Origin of the sequence: Streptomyces canus 299MFChir4.1, assembly GCF_000383615.1 — a bacterium.
GTDB classification, from domain to species: Bacteria; Actinomycetota; Actinomycetes; order Streptomycetales; family Streptomycetaceae; genus Streptomyces; species Streptomyces canus_C.
Genome location: NZ_KB911583.1, coordinates 191478 through 207687 on the forward strand (window position 1 = coordinate 191478; position 16210 = coordinate 207687).

Here is a 16210-nt window from a genome sequence, read left to right on the forward strand (position 1 = left end):
ATGCGCGTACTGCTCACCGGACACCAGGGCTACCTGGGAACCGTCATGGCCCCGGTCCTCGCCGCCGCCGGGCACGAGGTCGTCGGCCTCGACGCCGGCCTGTTCGCCGACTCCGTCCTCGGCGAGACACCCGCGGACCCGCCGGGGCACCGGGTGGACCTGCGCGACGTCACGGCCGAACACGTGGCCGGGGTCGACGCCGTCATCCACCTGGCCGCGCTCTCCAACGACCCGCTGGGATCACTGGCACCGGAACTCACCTACGACATCAACCACCACGCGTCGGTACACCTCGCCCGGCTGGCCCGTGACGCCGGAGTGGGGCGCTTCCTGTACGCGTCGACCTGCTCGGTGTACGGCGCCGCCGGCGGCGAGGACCTGGTGGGCGAGGACGCCCCGCTGCGCCCGGTGACGCCGTACGCGGAGTCCAAGGTGCGGGTCGAGGACGACCTGCACGAGCTGGCCGACGGCGACTTCACCCCGGTGTTCATGCGCAACGCCACGGCCTTCGGTTTCTCGCCCCGGCTGCGCGCCGACATCGTGCTGAACAACCTGGTGGGCCACGCGCTGCTGTCCGGCGAGGTACTGGTGATGTCCGACGGCACACCCTGGCGCCCGCTGGTGCACGCCGTCGACATCGCGCGGGCCTTCACCGCCGCGCTGACCGCGCCGCGGGAAGCGGTGCACGACCGGGCGTTCAACATCGGCAGCGAGATCAACAACGTCACGGTCGCCGAGATCGCCGAGCAGGTCGCCGAGGCGGTGCCCGGCTCCAAGGTGAGGATCACCGGGGAGAACGGGGCCGACCCGCGGTCCTACCGCGTGGACTTCTCCCGGTTCCGCGCCGCGATCCCCGGCTTCGACATCGAGTGGACGGTCAAGCGCGGCGCCCTCGAACTCGCCGACGCCTACCAGAAGTTCGGGCTGACCAAGGAGGCCTTCGACCAGCGCTTCACCCGCCTGGCCGTGCTGCGCGCGGCGTCCGACGCCGGCACCGTCGACGACACCCTGCGGTGGCGCGGATGACCGCGGACGGCGAACAGCCGACGACCTCGGCCGGCGACGAGATGCACGCGCTGGTGGAGCGGCTGTACCCGTTGTGCCGCAGCATCACCGGCGACGGGGTGCGCGCCACCCTGGACATCGTCGGTGAGTACATTCCGCTTCAGGTCCACGAGGTGCCGACCGGGACGCAGGTGCTCGACTGGACGGTGCCGCAGGAGTGGAACATCCGGGACGCGTACATCGCCGACCCCGCCGGCAACCGGGTCGTCGACTTCGCCGCGTCCAGCCTGCACGTGCTCGGCTACAGCGTGCCGGTGGCGCGGACCATGCCGCTGGCCGAACTGCGCGCACACCTGCACACGCTGCCGGACCACCCGTCCTGGGTGCCGTACCGCACCAGCTACTACAAGCCGGAGTGGGGGTTCTGCCTGGCCCAGGACACCCTGGACGCGATGCCGGACGGCGAGTACGAGGTGCGCATCGACTCCACGCTCGCCGACGGTCATCTCACCTACGCCGAGCACGTGGTCCCCGGGCAGGTCCCCGACGAGGTGATCGTCTCCTGCCACGTCTGCCACCCTTCGCTGGCCAACGACAACATGGCCGGCGTGGCGGTGGCGACGTTCCTGGCGCGGGAGCTGGCGGAGCGGACGCCGTACTACACCTACCGCTTCATCTTCGCGCCCGGCACCATCGGCGCGATCACGTGGCTGGCCCGCAACAGGGAGCGGGTGGAACGGGTCAAGCACGGCGTCGTGCTGGCCTGCGCCGGCGACCGGGGCCGACTGACGTACAAGCAGAGCAGGCGCGGCGACGCGGAGATCGACCGGGTGATGCGGCATGTGCTGACCGATTCCGAACGCCCGCACGGCGTCGTCGAGTTCACTCCGTACGGCTACGACGAGCGGCAGTACTGCTCGCCCGGCTTCGACCTCGGCGTCGGCTCGCTCACCCGGACCCCGTACGCGGGCTACCCCGAGTACCACACCTCGGCGGACAACCTGGACTTCGTCTCCCCGGAGGCGATGGCCGACACCCTCGCGGTCTGCCGCGAGGCGTTCGCCGTCCTCGACCGCAACCGGCGGTACCTCAACCTCAGCCCCTACGGCGAACCGCAGCTGGGCCGACGGGGGTTGTACGACGCGCTCGGCGGCCGCAGCGACACCAAGCAGGCCCAGATGGCCATGCTCTGGGTGCTCAACATCTCCGACGGAGAGCACGATCTGCTGGACGTCGCCGAGCGGTCCGGGCTGCCCTTCGACACCGTCGCCGGCGCGGCCGGCGCACTGCACGAGGCAGGACTGATCAAGACATGACGTCGATGCCCGTCGAGGGGGAGAATCCGCCGACAGCGGCGCCACGGGCCGGATCCGCCAAACGGGCCCTCCTCGGCCGGCTGTCCTGGGGACTGGCCGACCAGGCGGCCTCCAGCATCTCCAACTTCGCGGTGGGCATCTACGTGGCCCGCTCGCTGGGGGTGACCGCGTTCGGCGTGTTCAGCCTGGCCTGGGTCACCTACGGCGTGGTGCTGAACGTCTCGCGCGGCCTGTCCACCGACCCGCTCGTGGTGCGTTTCAGCGGTGTGCCGGAGGCGACCTGGCGGGGGGCGGTGGCCCGTTCGACGGGTACGGCACTCACGGTCGGTGGCGCCGTGGGTGTGGTGTCCCTGGTGGCCGGAGCGGGTCTCGGCGGCCGGTTGGGGTCCGCGTTCCTCTGTTTGGGCGTCATGCTGCCGGGGCTGCTGCTCCAGGACGCCTGGCGGTTCTCGTTCTTCGCCGCGGGCAACGGGCGCAAGGCCTTCGTCAACGACGTGGTGTGGTGCGTGGCGCTCGTCCCGGCGATGGTGGCGGCGGCCCACGTGGACACCGTGGGTGCCTTCGTGCTGGCCTGGGGCGCGTCCGCCGCGGTGGCCGCCGCGTACGGCTGCTATCAGTCCGGCATCCGGCCCCGGATGGCGAAGGCGCGCGGATGGCTGGGTGAGCAGCGCGACCTCGGCTACCGGTACCTGGTCGAGAACGTCAGCCTCAGCGGCGCGAGTCAGCTGCGGGCCTACGGTCTCGGCGCGATCGTCGGTCTGGGCGCGGTGGGGGCGGTACGGGGCGCGGAGCTGTTGATGGGCCCCTTCCTCGCCGTACTGATGGGACTGTCGCTGGTCACCGTCCCGGAGGCGGCACGGGTGCTGCGGCAGTCCCCGCACCGCCTGGGCACGTTCTGTCTCCTGCTGGGCGGCGGACAGGCCGTCGCCGCCCTGCTGTGGGGCGGCTCGTTGCTGCTGCTGCCGAACCGGCTCGGCGACCTGCTGCTCGGTAGCGTCTGGCACTCCTCCTCGCATCTCATCCTGCCGATCACCTTCAGCGTCGCGGGCGCGGGCCTCGGCACCGGCGCGGCGGCCGGACTGCGCGCTCTCGGCGCCGCCCGGCGCAGCCTGCGCTGCCAGCTGTTCGCCTCCGCCTTCTATGTCGGCGGCGGGCTCGGTGGGGCGGCCCTGGCCGGCACGGTCGGCTCCGCCTGGGGCGTCGCCGCCGCGACCGTCAGCGGCTCGGCCGTGTGGTGGCTCCAGCTGCGGTCCGCCCTGCGCGAACGCCACCACGACTCCGTTCCCGAAGTGAGGACCTCATGACCGACCGACCCAGGCTGAGCATCGGCCTGCCCGTGTACAACGGCGAGGAGTACCTGGCCGAGTCGCTCGACGCGCTGCTCGGCCAGACCTACGAGGACTTCGAACTGGTCATCTCCGACAACGCCTCGACCGACGGGACCGAGGAGATCTGCCGCAAGTACCTCGCGCAGGACTCTCGCATCCGGTATCTGCGGCTGCCCCGGAACATCGGCGCCACACCGAACCACAACCGTGTGCTCGACGAGGCCCGCGGCGAATTGTTCAAGTGGGCCTCGCACGACGACCTCTACGGCCGCGACCTGCTGCGGCGCTGCATCGAGGCCCTGGACGAGCGGCCGGACGTGATCCTCGCCCACACCGACCAGGCGGTCATCGACGGCGACGGCCAGGTGAAGGTCCCCTACGACTACACGCTGGCCACCGACTCGCCGCACGCACCGGACCGCTTCCGCAGTCTGCTGTTCGAGCCCGGTGGCGACGACTTCTACGGGGTGATGCGGACCGACGCGCTGCGCCGGGTGAAGCCGATGGACAGCTACCACCACGCGGACCGCACGTACGTCGCCGAGATCGCCCTCCACGGACGCTTCCACCAGGTGCCGGAGCTCCTGTACTTCCGCCGCGACCACCCCACCCGTGCCGAGCGGGCGAACCCGTCCAAGCGGTCCCGGTGCGTCAACCTGGACCCGCGCCGGGCCGGCCTGCTGCACCCGACGCCCCGGCTGCTCGCCGAGTACGTCTGGGGCTTCGTCTCGGCGATCCACCGGGCCCCGCTGTCCCCGGCCGACCGGCGCGAGTGCTACCGCCATCTTGCCGCCTGGATGACCAGCCGGGCCCGGCCCGGCGCCGGCGAGCGGGTCGAGGACCGCGCCCCGGTCGACCCGGCCAAGCTGACCGTCTCCGTGGACGACCTCGTCGCCGGCCGAGAGGAGAGGCGGGCATGACATCGGCGGACGAAACCCCGGTACGCGTCGGGGTGTTCGGCCTGCTCGGCTCCGGCAACCTCGGCAACGACGGGTCGCTGGAAGCCGTCCTCGGCTACCTCCGAGCCGAGCATCCGGACGCGAGCGTGGACGCGCTGTGCGGCGGCCCCGAGGCGGTGACGGCCACGTTCGGGATCCCCGCGACACGGATGCACTGGAACCGCGCGGAGTACCGGACCGCGTCCCGGGCGAGCGCGATCGTGTCGAAGGGACTCGGCAAACTCGTCGACGCCTACCGCACCGCCGCCTGGGTACGCCGGCACGACGTGGTGATCGTGCCGGGCATGGGCGTGCTTGAGGCCACCCTGCCGCTGCGGCCGTGGGGCTTCCCGTACTCGCTGTTCCTGCTCTGCGCGAGCGGACGGCTGCTGGGCACCAGGGTCGCGCTGGTCAGCGTCGGCGCCGCCGGGATCAGGAGCCGGCCGACCCGGGCCCTGGTGCGCTGGTCGGCACGGCTCGCCGCGTACCGGTCCTACCGGGACGAGCAGTCCCGCGACGCGATGCGCGCGATGGGCGTGGACACCTCGCGCGACGAGATCTACCCCGACCTCGCGTTCGCCCTGCCGGCGCCGCAGGCCGGCGCGCCCGTCGGCACACCGGGTCCCGTCTGCCTCGGCGTCATGGACTTCCACGGCGGCAACGACGACCGCGCCCGGGCCGAGGAGATATACCGGCGCTACCTCGACGGGACGATCACGTTCGTCCGCGCGCTGGTCGAGGAGGGCAGACCGGTCCGGCTGCTCACCGGCGACCAGTGCGATCTGTCGGTGGTCGCCGCGATCCTCGACGCCGTGGACTCACCGCTGGTCACCGCGGCCGAACCGGCCTCACTGGCCGACCTGATGAACGAGATGGCGGCCGCCGACACCGTGGTGGCCGTCCGCTACCACAACCTGATCTGCGCGCTGAAGACCGGAACGCCCGTGCTCGCCCTGTCTTATGCGGCGAAGAGCGATGCGCTCATGCACCGGATGGGCCTCGGCGCGTACTGCCACCCGGCACGCGAGGTCGACGCCGACCGGCTGCTCCAACAGTTCCGGGACCTGGAGAAGCACGCGGTGGAGGTACGGCGGACTCTCGCCGAGCGAAACCGGGTCGCCGCAGAGCAACTCGCCCAGCAGTTCACCGCCTTGACCACGACCCTGTTCCCGGCGAACTCCCACGCCCACGTCCCGCGGAAGGCCCGATGAAAGCGACCGAAGTCCCGGAGATCGCCGGCGCGTACCTGTTCGAGCCGACACCGCACTCCGACGAACGAGGCTTCTTCTGCCGCACCTTCGACGTCGACGTGGTCCGCTCGGTGGGCCTCGACCCGCACGCCTTCGTCCAGGACAGCGTGTCCCGCTCGGTCCGGGGCGTGCTGCGCGGCCTGCACCTGCGCTCCGGCGCCGGCGAGGCCAAGCTGGTGCGGTGCTCGTACGGGCAGATCTTCGACGTCGTCGTGGACCTGCGGCCGGACTCGCCGACGTACCGGAACCGGGCCTTCTTCGAGCTGTCGGGCGAGACGCAGAAGACGGTGTACATCCCGGCGGGATGCGCCCACGGCTTCCAGGCTCTTACCGAAATCGCAGATACCTCTTACCGTATCGACCGTGAGCACGATCCGTCCGAGGACGTGACGATCGCCTTCGACGACCCGGAACTCGCCATTCCCTGGCCGCTGCCGGTCACATCGATGTCCCAGCGGGACCGGGAGGCACCGAGCCTCGCCGAGGTCCTCAAGCACACGGAAAGGTGAAGTCGGCTTGCACAGCGAAGAATTCCAACTGCCCCGGTCGCGTGCGGCCAACGAACGGCTGCACGCCCTGATCCCCGGCGGCGCCCACACCTACGCCAAGGGTGACGACCAGTACCCCGAGGACCTGGCCCCGGTCATCAGCCACGGCCGCGGAGCCCACGTGTGGGACGTCGACGGCAACCGGTACATCGAGTACGGCTCCGGCCTGCGGTCGGTCAGCCTCGGACACGCCCACCCACGGGTCACGGAGGCGGTGCGGCGGGAGATCGACCGCGGCAGCAACTTCGTCCGGCCGTCCATCGTGGAGGCCGAAGCCGCGGAACGATTCCTCGCCACGGTGCCGACCGCCGAGATGGTGAAGTTCGCGAAGAACGGTTCCGACGCCACCACCGCCGCGGTACGCCTCGCCCGCGCCGCCACCGGGCGCCCGCGGGTGGCCCTCTGCGCCGACCATCCGTTCTTCTCCACCGACGACTGGTTCATCGGCACCACACCGATGTCCGCCGGCATTCCGTCGGCGACCAACGAGCTCACCGTGGCGTTCCCCTACGGGGATCTGGCCGCCACGGAGGAGCTGCTCACCCGGTACCAGGACGAGGTCGCCTGTCTGATCCTCGAACCCGCCACCCACACCGAGCCGCCGCCCGGGTATCTCGCCGGCCTGCGCGAACTGGCCGACCGGCACGGCTGCGTCCTGATCTTCGACGAGATGATCACCGGCTTCCGCTGGTCCGAGGCGGGCGCCCAGGGGCTGTACGGCGTGGTCCCCGACCTCTCCACGTTCGGCAAGGCGCTGGGCAACGGATTCGCCGTCTCCGCACTGGCCGGGCGGCGCGAGCTGATGGAACGGGGCGGGCTGCGCCACTCCGGCGAACGGGTGTTCCTGCTGTCCACCACGCACGGCGCCGAGACGCATTCCCTGGCCGCCGCGATGGCCGTGCAGACCGTCTACACCGAGGAGGGCGTCACCGCGCGGCTGCACGCCCTCGGCGAGCGGCTGGCCGCCGGTGTCCGCGACGCGGCGGCCGGCATGGGCGTGGGCGAGCACGTCGTCGTCCGGGGCCGGGCCAGCAACCTGGTCTTCGCCACCCTCGACGAGAACGGGCAGCCGTCGCAGGAGTACCGCACCCTGTTCCTGCGCCGGCTCCTCGCGGGCGGGGTGCTGGCCCCGTCGTTCGTGGTGAGCAGCGCGCTCAGCGACGCCGACATCGATCACACCGTCGACGTGGTGGCCCAGGCCTGTGCGGTGTACCGGAAGGCACTGGACGCCGCCGACCCCACGCCCTGGGTGGGCGGACGACCGGTGAAGCCCGTGTTCCGTCGCCTGGCGTGAGGAGACGTCAGTGGCGCGCCCGCGGACCGGCGTCGGCCAACCGGTCGGCGATCCGGTCGACCAGCCAGGATGTCGCCGGTGTCACCGCCAGCGCGGTGCACCAGCCGCCGAGGACGTCGGTCGGATAGTGCGCGCCCAGGGCGACCTGCGCCCATCCCATCGTGGCGCCGGCGACCAGCGCCGCGGCGAGCACGAGTGACGTGCCGGCCGTGACGCCGAGGCCGAGCCGGTCGGTCGCGAGCAGCGCCGCGGCGAAGGCGAGCGCCGTGAAGAAGGCGGTGTGGCCGCTCGGGTAGGACAGGTTGTCGGGGCCGTGGATGGTGCGTCCCACCAGGTGCTTGAGCAGCGTCGCCGTTCCCACGGCGAGGCCGGCGCCGGCCACCATGAGGACGCCCGCGCGAGGACGCCCCAGCAGCAGGCAGCCCGTCACGGCCGCTAGGACCACCATGGCCGATCCCGCGGGTTCCCCGAGGAAGTCCAGGGTCTCAGCGGCGTACCGCAACGGCGGCCGTACGCTGTCCGCCGTCGGCGGGACGATCCAGCTGTCCACCGCACCGGGTCGGCTGTGGCCGGCATACAGGACAGCGAGCCCGGCGACCACCAGCGCGGCGAGGACCGCGACCAGCCCGAGCCGCGCGCGCAGCGGCGAGGGCAGCACCGCGGTCGTCGGCCGGCCGGTCACCCTCCCACCGTGTTCGGTCGATTTGCGATGCCTTTCTTGTCCGCCGTGAGCACGGACGACACGTTATCGGAAGGTGCGGGCAGCCGTGGCCGGTCCGTGACATCGGCAACATCACCACTGGGCGTCATGCGCGCTCGACGAGGTGACCGTCCCTCTCGTCGTACAGCGCACCCGACTCCGGGCACTCCCAGCCGTCGGGCTCGCCGTCCCGCCGGACCAGCCGCACGCCGACCCGGCCGACCCAGCCGATCCGCCGCGCGGGAACACCGGCCACCAACGCGAAGTCCGGGACGTCCTCGGTCACCACGGCGCCCGCCGCGACCAGTGCCCAGCGGCCGATCCGCACCGGGGCCACACACACCGAACGGGCGCCGAGGGACGCCCCTTCGGCCACCTCCACCGCCACGGCCTCCCAGTCGCCGCCGCGTTTGAGCCTGCCCTCCGGGTCGACCGAGCGGGGGAAGCAGTCGTTGGTGAGGACCGCGGCCGGGCCGACGAACACCCCGTCGCCGAGCACGGCGGGTTCGTAGACCAGCGCGTAGTTCTGGAGCTTCACGTTGTCGCCGATCCGCACTCCCGGGCCGACGTAGGCGCCCCGGCCGACGACGCACCCGCTGCCCAGCCGGGCGTCCTCGCGGATCTGGGCCAGATCCCAGACCGTCGTCCCCGCGCCGATCGCCGCCGTCCCGTCGACCTGGGCGGTCGGCCGCACCTTGAAGTCCACCGGGCTGAACCCTTCGTTGCGTCGAGGATGTCCGATCGTCGAACGTGTCCACGGTGTCGCTGACGGACCGAGTCTGACCACCGCGTCTCAGACCGGGCGGGGGTCGACGTGGATCTTCGGCCCCGGACCGGCCCCGGGCGGACGTTCCCCCGCGAGTACGGGTCCGATCGCGTCCAGCGCGACGGTCGCGGCCACGAGCGGCCTCGGGTCGACGACCTGCTCGGCGTACGCCTTGATGGTGGCGTCGAGCCCGGGGGAGGCCGACAGGACGCCGACCGCCGTCACGTCCTTGAGGACGAGCGCGCGGGTGTCGATCCTGCTGGGCTCGCCGGCCAGCCCGATGTACACGAGCCGCCCGCCAGGTTCGACCAGTTCCTGGGCCAGCGCGGGCAGATGGACCGCGTTGGTGGCGTCGACGACCGCGTCGAACGGCAGGTCAGGCAGCGTGTCCTCGCGCCAGGCGTGCGGGAAGCCCAGTGAGCGCGCGAAGGCGAGGGAGTTCTCGGTGGCGCCCATCAGGTGGACCTCCGCCCCGGCGGCCCGGACGAACAGCGCGACCAGCAGGCCGATGGTGCCCGGCCCCAGCACCAGGACCCGGTCGCCGGGCCCCGCTCCGGTGGCCCGCGCGGCCCGCAGGGCGTTGCCGCCCGGCTCGACGAGGGCGCCGAGCACCGCGTCCACCGAGTCGGGGAGCGCGTGCAACGAGCTTGTCGGGACGGCGAGTTGTTCGGCCAGGGCGCCCGCGCGGCCGCCCCGGATGCCCACCTCCTCCCGCTTCTCGCACACATGCTGCAGTCCGCGCCGGCAGCGTCGGCAGGACCCGCAGCCGAGCATCGTGTCACCCATGACCCGGCGCCCGACCCACCCGGGTGCGACCCCGGCACCCACCGCACGCACCCGGCCCGCCCACTCGTGGCCCAGCCGCATCGGATAGCCGGCGTGTCCCTGGTGCAGATAGGTCATGGCACCGGTGAAGAACTCCAGATCGGTGCCGCACACGCCGACCCGCTCGACGTCGACGACGACCTCACCGGGAGCGGCGACCGGCGCGGGCACCTCCCGGACCGCGAACTCGCCGGGGGAGGTCAGGACGAAGGCGCGCATCCGCCGCCCCGCTGCCGAGGGGACGTTCACCGGAGAGGCTCCTTCAGGGGTCCGAGGGCGTCACGGATCTCCTCCACGGCCTCGACCAGCGTTCGCACGGGAGTCCGGTACGCCAGGGCGCTGACGCTCACCGCCCCGGACGGGGCCGTGAGCGACGTCCCGTACACGGGCAGGGCGAGGCAGTTGACGCCGGGCTCGTTCTCCTGGTCGTCCAGGGCGTAGCCCCGCTCGCGCGTGGCCCGCAGCTCGCGGTGCAACTCCTCGGCCGTGCACAGGGTTCGGGGCGTCGGGCGGGCCGGGGGCACCTCGCCGATCCATCGCCGTACGGCGTCGAGGGTGCCCAACTCGTGGGCGAGCAGCACCTTTCCGACGCCGGTCGCGTGGGCGGGGTTGCGGCCGCCGACCGTGGAGGTCAGCCGCACGGCACCGGTGGGAGGGTCGACCTTGGCACGGTAGACGACCTCGCGGCCGTCCAGGACGGCGTAGTGGGCCGTCTCGCCGAACCGGGCGGCCAGCTCCTCCAACAGCGGCCGCACCCGCACGTGTTCGGGGCGGGCCTCGTGATGGGCGAAGGCCATCCGCAGGAACTCGTCGCCGAGCAGATAGCGCCCGCCCGGGTCCTGACCGGCCAGACCGGCCCGGCGCAAGGCGGCCAGGGCCCGGTGCACGGTCGGCTTGGGGCTGCCGATCGTCCGGGTGAGCTCGTCGAGCGCCACGCCGTCCGGATGCCGGGCCAGCTCCTTGAGCACGGCGAGCACCCGGTCCGACCCCACCAGACGATCGCCCTCCGCGCGGTCCGTGACGGGGGCTGTCGAAGTGGGGAGTCGCTGCGTATGCTGCATCGCGTTCCGGATAGTAGACCGCCGTACCGAATACCGGAAAGAGCCCCAGCGATGAACCTTCGCAGCGCGCAGTGGTACGCGGGACAGGACCGCAACGCCTACATCCACCGGGCCTGGATGCGCCGGGGCGCCCCCGCCGACGCCTTCACCGGCCGGCCCCAGATCGCCATCGCCAACACCGCCTCCGACCTCACCCCGTGCAACGCCCACCTGGACGAGGTGGCCAGGTCCGTGCGCGACGGCGTCCACGAGGCGGGCGGCGTCCCTCTCGACCTGCCCGTGGTGTCGCTGGGCGAGACCAACGTGCGGCCCACGGCGATGCTCTGGCGCAACATGGCGGCGATGGCCACGGAGGAGATGCTGCGCGCCAACCCCCTGGACGGCGTGGTCCTGCTGGGCGGCTGCGACAAGACGATCCCCTCGCTGCTGATGGCCGCCGCCTCCGTGGACCTGCCCGCCGTGGTCGTGCCCGGCGGGCCCATGCTGACCGGCACCTTCCGCGGCACCCCGCTGGGCTGCGGCACGGACGTGTGGCGGCTGTCGGAGGAGGTCCGCGCCGGGACCCTGTCCCAGGAGCAGTTCACCCGCTCCGAGTCGTCGATGATCCGCAGCCGCGGGCACTGCAACACCATGGGGACCGCCTCCACCATGGCGCTGGTCGCCGAGGCGCTGGGCACGGTCGTCCCCGGGGTGGCCGGTACCCCGGCGCCGGACAGCAGGCTGCTGGAGGCCGCGCACGGCACCGGCCGGCTCGCGGTGGAGCTGGTGGCCGCCGACCGCCGCCCGAGCACCTTCCTGACCAAGGGGTCCTTCCACAACGCGATCGTGGCGCTGGCCGCGATCGGCGGCTCCACCAACGCGGTCGTCCATCTCCTCGCCATCGCGGGCCGGTTGGGCATCGAACTGACCCTGGACGACTTCGACCGCATCGGCTCCCGGGTGCCGGTCCTGGTGGACCTGCAGCCCGCCGGACGCTTCCTCATGGAGGACTTCCACCGGGCCGGCGGCCTGCTCGCCGTGCTGCGCGAGGTCGCCGACCTCCTGGACCCCGACGCGCTCGCCGTGACGGGGAGGCCCCTGGTGGACCACCTCGCCGACGCCCCGATCTGGGACGCCGAGGTGATCAGGACCCGGGCCCGCCCGCTCGTCGAGGAGGGCGGCATCGCCGTCCTGCGCGGCAGCCTCGCCCCCGACGGGGCCCTGATCAAACCCGCGGCCGCCTCGGCGCATCTGCTGCGCCACCGGGGCCGGGCGGTCGTCTTCGACAGCATCGAGGACTTCCATGCCCGCGTCGACGACCCGGACCTGGACGTAGACGCCGACTCCGTCCTGGTCCTGCGCGGCTGCGGCCCGCAGGGCTATCCGGGCATGCCCGAGGTCGCCAACATGCCGCTGCCCACCAAGCTGCTGGAGCAGGGCGTGCGGGACATGGTCCGCGTCTGCGACGGCCGGATGAGCGGCACCGCGTACGGCACGGTCGTCCTGCACGTGGCACCGGAGGCGGCGGCGGGCGGCCCGCTCGCCCTCGTGCGGACCGGTGATGTCATCAGCCTCGACGTCGAGGCCCGCCGCATCGACCTGGAGGTGCCCGCCGACGAACTCGCCGCCCGCACCCCGAACGCGGCCACCGTCGAGGGCTTCGCCAACCCGAGGCGGGGCTGGGAGCGGCTGTACGTGGACCACGTCCAACAGGCCGACAAGGGCGCGGACCTGGACTTCCTCGTCGGTTCCAGCGGCTCGGAGGTCAGCCGCGAGTCGCACTGACCAGGGCGGCGGTGTCCCGCTCCGCCCTGCCCATCCCGTGGACGCCCCCTTGACGTGCGCCCGGACGCGATCGACACTCCAGATGGGAATCCTAGTGAACAGGTAGGGAAACATGGGGCGCGTGGAACCGGCCGTCGGCCGAGAGAGCCGTACACCGCGGCCTTCGCCTCTTCTGACCTCCCGCCGGCATATCGACCTGCAGCGCGTCTGCAGCGCGATCAGGCCCCTGGGCTGAGCCCGGCCACGGCCGCCCCCTCCTGTCCTGCCCCTCGCTTCCGGCCCGACGACGCTTCCGCCGCGCGTACGTCTGCGCACCGACACCCCGGGGAGACCCATGTCCGTCACATCGCTCGCCCATGTCCCCGCCACCCACCCCGTCCCCGCGTTCCGGGGCCGCATCGGACAGGACGCGCGCAGCGGGCACTACGCCGTGCCGCGCCGCTACCGGCTCCACCTGACCGCCGCCTGTGCGGACGGTCTGCGCATCGCCGTCGCGCACAGTCTGCTCGGCCTCGACGACGTCTGTCCCGTGACCTTCCTGGACCCGGTCCCCGACTGTCCGGACGGCGGGCATTCCGCGCTGCGCCCGCTGTACGAGGCCAGCGCGCACCGGTACTCCGGCGCGGCCGTCGCGCCGGTGCTCAGCGACGACTGGTCGGGACGGATCGTCAGCACCCACGCCGCCGACATCACCCGCGACCTCGCCCGGCACTTCGGCGGCGGCCGTCCGGCGCTGTACCCCTGCGGAGCGGAGTCGGAGACCGAGGCCGCCGAGCGGATGGGCCGGGCCATCGCCGAGGCCGCGCAGCAGGCCGGTTCGGCGGGCGGCGGCGACGTGGACCGGGCCGCCGCCCTGGAACGGCTGCTGGACACCCTGGGCTCACTGGAGCGCTGGCTGGTGGGACGCTCGTATCTGATCAGGGATCACCTCACCGCCGCCGACGTCGAGTTGTGGGTCGCGCTGGTGCAACTCGACACCGTGCACCGCGACCACCTCGACGCCGGCGCGGTGCAGCGCATCGCCGACCACCCCACCCTGTGGGCCTACGCCCGCCGCCTGACCGCCCACCCGGCCTTCGGCACCCACCTCGACCTCGACGGCATCGCCCGCCGGCACCACGCCCACTGCCGCGGTCTGGAGGCCGCCGGGGCCGCCGTACAGATTCTGGACTGGGCCGCGCACACCGCCCGCACGTCCTGAGCGTTCCATCTGATGGACCGGCATTGACACCGGTTCGGACGACTGCCTTAACTACGGGTCCCACCAGGGCCTGTTGCAGCCACAGGTCCACAAGGGTCCCGCGAGACCCCCGAGAACAGCGACGGTGACCGACATGTACGCAGCTCCCAGGACGGCCGCCCGCCGTTCTCCGGGCTGCGTTCGGCCGTACGGCGACTCGCTCGTCGCCGACCGGGCCGTCGACCTGCTCCGCGTGAGCAGCGCACTGTGTACCGCACCGGGCCGTGCCCGCTGTCGAGGCTGACGTACCGCCTCCGCAGCCCCCGCGTTCCTGACGAACACCGCGCTCGCGGTGTGCCGTCGCCCGCCCCGCCCCGGTTCCCGTGCGTCACGTCCCGCGTCTGTAGTACGCCGTGTCCGCCGTGTCCCAGGGGTATCCCGACTCCCGCCGGAGCCCCCTCATGAGTGAACCCCCAGGCGCCGCCGTCTCCGTCACCGAGGCGCCGCCGCCAACCGACGTACCGTCAGTACCACCCGCCCCGCAGCGAGTTCTGCCGCTTCGGCGGCCCGGCCGCTGGATCGCCACCGCCGTCGTCCTGGTCGTTGCGGCCCAGTTCGTCCACGGTCTGGCGACCAACCCGTTCTACCAGTGGGACCGCTTCGGCTACTGGTTCCTGCGGCCGACCGTCCTCGACGGGCTCCTCATCACCCTCGAAGTCACCGCCTACAGTGCGGTGTTGGGGCTCCTGGGCGGGATCCTCCTCGCCCTGGCCAGGCTCTCGAAGAGCCCGGTGCTCCGGGCGGTGAGCTGGACCTATGTCTGGGCCCTGCGCTCCATACCGCTGATCGTCGTCCTGCTCTTCCTCTACAACTTCTCGGCCCTGTACAAGACGTTGAGCGTCGGTGTGCCCTTCGGGCCGGCCTTCTTCAGCTTCGACGAGTCACGGCTCGCCACCGACATGGCCATCGCCGTCATCGGCCTCAGCCTCAACGAGGCCGCCTACGCGGCCGAGGTCGTCCGCGGCGGCATCCTCTCCGTCGACCAGGGCCAGCACGAGGCGGCCGCCGCCCTCGGTCTCCCGAAGAGCTACCAGTTCCGCAGAATCGTCTTTCCGCAGGCGCTGCGCTCCATCACCCCGAACTACGTCAACCAGCTCATCGGCCTCGTCAAGAGCACCTCGCTGGTCTTCTACGTCTCACTGCTCGACCTGTTCGGCACCGTGCAGTCCATGGGCGCCACCTACCCCGGCGACATCGTGCCCCTGCTGCTGGTCGCCACCGTCTGGTACCTGACCCTGACCAGCGCCGTCTCGGTCGTCCAGTTCTACGTCGAGCGGTACTACGCCCGGGGCGCCACCCGCTCCCTGCCGCCGACCCCGCTCCAGAAACTTCGGGCCGGTCTCACCGACCTGCGCGCCCGCATCCGCAGGGAGGCCGCCGTATGACCGCGGCAGCCGTCGAGGTGCACGGCGTGCACAAGTGGTACGGCCCCCATCGCGTCCTGGACGGCGTCGACCTGACCGTGCGCCCCGGCGAGGTCACCGTCATCCTCGGCCCGTCGGGGTCCGGGAAGTCCACCCTGCTCAGGGTCGTCAACCACCTGGAGAAGCCGGAGATCGGCCACGTCAGCGTCAACGGCGAGCTGATCGGCGTCCGCCGGCAGGGCGGCCGGCTGAAGGAGCTCAGCGAGCGCGCCATCCTGGCCCAGCGCGGCCGGATCGGGTTCGTCTTCCAGAACTTCAACCTCTTCCCGCACCTGACCGTCCTCGACAACGTGGCCGCCGCCCCGGTGGCGACCGGCAAGCTCGGCAAGGCGGCCGCCCAGGAGCTGGCCCGTGAACTCCTCGGCAGGGTCGGACTTGGCGACAAGACCGGTGCCTATCCGCGGCAGTTGTCGGGCGGCCAGCAGCAGCGCGTGGCCATCGCCCGCGCGCTCGCCCTGCGTCCGGGCGTCATCCTCTTCGACGAGCCGACCTCCGCTCTCGACCCGGAACTCGTCGGCGAAGTCCTCGCGGTGATCAAGGACTTGGCGACCAGCGGCACCACGCTTGTCATCGTCACCCACGAGATCGGCTTCGCCCGTGAGATCGCCGACCGGGTCGTCTTCCTCGACGGCGGACGCGTCGTCGAGCAGGGCCCACCCTCCGAGGTCCTGGACCGGCCGCGGCACGAGCGGACCCGGGACTTCCTCAGCAAGGTCCTCTGAGCCCCTTTTTTTGCCCCTCCCGATCGACA

The 16210-nt window shown here is 72.2% G+C and carries 16 protein-coding genes; 12 read left to right on the plus strand and 4 right to left on the minus strand.

Annotated features, from left to right (window positions below; all coding sequences use genetic code 11):
- Genes H293_RS0104740 through H293_RS0104770 form a run of 7 tightly spaced genes read left to right on the plus strand, consistent with a single transcriptional unit; the run spans nt 1 to nt 7679 of the window.
- The gene (locus H293_RS0104740; RefSeq protein WP_020116730.1) at nt 1-1026 is read left to right on the plus strand and encodes an NAD-dependent epimerase/dehydratase family protein; all 1026 of its coding nucleotides are present in this window, start codon (nt 1-3) and stop codon (nt 1024-1026) included.
- Entirely contained in the window at nt 1023-2321 is a 1299-nt protein-coding gene (locus H293_RS0104745) for a DUF4910 domain-containing protein (protein WP_033415260.1), read from the plus strand. The genes H293_RS0104740 and H293_RS0104745 overlap by 4 nt, the downstream gene beginning before the upstream one ends.
- Nucleotides 2318-3625 (plus strand): MATE family efflux transporter, encoded by a 1308-nt coding sequence (locus H293_RS0104750; RefSeq protein WP_020116732.1) that lies wholly within the window; start codon nt 2318-2320, stop codon nt 3623-3625. Before H293_RS0104745 ends, H293_RS0104750 begins: the two co-directional genes overlap by 4 nt.
- The gene (locus tag H293_RS0104755) at nt 3622-4569 is read left to right on the plus strand and encodes a glycosyltransferase family 2 protein (RefSeq protein WP_020116733.1); all 948 of its coding nucleotides are present in this window, start codon (nt 3622-3624) and stop codon (nt 4567-4569) included. Before H293_RS0104750 ends, H293_RS0104755 begins: the two co-directional genes overlap by 4 nt.
- Complete coding sequence (locus H293_RS0104760; protein ID WP_020116734.1) at nt 4566-5798, plus strand: polysaccharide pyruvyl transferase family protein; 1233 nt, start codon at nt 4566-4568, stop codon at nt 5796-5798. Before H293_RS0104755 ends, H293_RS0104760 begins: the two co-directional genes overlap by 4 nt.
- Nucleotides 5795-6346: a dTDP-4-dehydrorhamnose 3,5-epimerase gene (rfbC, locus tag H293_RS0104765; RefSeq protein WP_020116735.1), complete on the plus strand. Its 552-nt coding sequence runs from the start codon at nt 5795-5797 to the stop codon at nt 6344-6346. The genes H293_RS0104760 and rfbC overlap by 4 nt, the downstream gene beginning before the upstream one ends.
- 7 nt (nt 6347-6353) lie before the next feature.
- On the plus strand, nt 6354-7679 hold the full coding sequence (locus H293_RS0104770; RefSeq protein ID WP_020116736.1) for a glutamate-1-semialdehyde 2,1-aminomutase: 1326 nt from the start codon (nt 6354-6356) through the stop codon (nt 7677-7679).
- 7 nt (nt 7680-7686) lie between these two features.
- Here H293_RS0104770 and H293_RS0104775 read toward each other — a convergent pair whose 3' ends face one another.
- From H293_RS0104775 to H293_RS0104790, 4 genes are all read right to left on the minus strand, one after another.
- A complete protein-coding gene (locus H293_RS0104775) occupies nt 7687-8361 on the minus strand; it encodes a phosphatase PAP2 family protein (RefSeq protein WP_020116737.1) in 675 nt (224 codons plus the stop codon).
- A 124-nt stretch (nt 8362-8485) separates the two neighbouring features.
- Nucleotides 8486-9085, minus strand: a complete 600-nt coding sequence (locus H293_RS0104780) for an acyltransferase (RefSeq protein WP_020116738.1) — start codon at nt 9083-9085, stop codon at nt 8486-8488.
- An 87-nt stretch (nt 9086-9172) separates the two neighbouring features.
- Complete coding sequence (locus H293_RS0104785; protein ID WP_028807560.1) at nt 9173-10189, minus strand: zinc-dependent alcohol dehydrogenase; 1017 nt, start codon at nt 10187-10189, stop codon at nt 9173-9175.
- Between the two features lie 26 nt (nt 10190-10215).
- Entirely contained in the window at nt 10216-11031 is an 816-nt protein-coding gene (locus H293_RS0104790; protein WP_028807561.1) for an IclR family transcriptional regulator, read from the minus strand.
- 51 nt (nt 11032-11082) lie between these two features.
- Between H293_RS0104790 and H293_RS0104795 the strand changes: the two genes are divergently transcribed.
- From H293_RS0104795 to H293_RS0104810, 5 genes are all read left to right on the plus strand, one after another.
- Complete coding sequence (locus H293_RS0104795; RefSeq protein WP_020116741.1) at nt 11083-12795, plus strand: IlvD/Edd family dehydratase; 1713 nt, start codon at nt 11083-11085, stop codon at nt 12793-12795.
- A gap of 112 nt (nt 12796-12907) precedes the next feature.
- The gene (locus H293_RS61325) at nt 12908-13030 is read left to right on the plus strand and encodes a putative leader peptide (RefSeq protein ID WP_310591868.1); all 123 of its coding nucleotides are present in this window, start codon (nt 12908-12910) and stop codon (nt 13028-13030) included.
- Nucleotides 13031-13129: 99 nt separating this feature from the next.
- Nucleotides 13130-13996, plus strand: a complete 867-nt coding sequence (locus tag H293_RS0104800) for a glutathione S-transferase C-terminal domain-containing protein (protein ID WP_020116742.1) — start codon at nt 13130-13132, stop codon at nt 13994-13996.
- A gap of 440 nt (nt 13997-14436) precedes the next feature.
- Entirely contained in the window at nt 14437-15420 is a 984-nt protein-coding gene (locus H293_RS0104805; protein WP_020116744.1) for an amino acid ABC transporter permease, read from the plus strand.
- A complete protein-coding gene (locus H293_RS0104810) occupies nt 15417-16181 on the plus strand; it encodes an amino acid ABC transporter ATP-binding protein (protein ID WP_020116745.1) in 765 nt (254 codons plus the stop codon). Before H293_RS0104805 ends, H293_RS0104810 begins: the two co-directional genes overlap by 4 nt.
- The last annotated feature ends 29 nt before the right edge of the window (nt 16182-16210 follow it).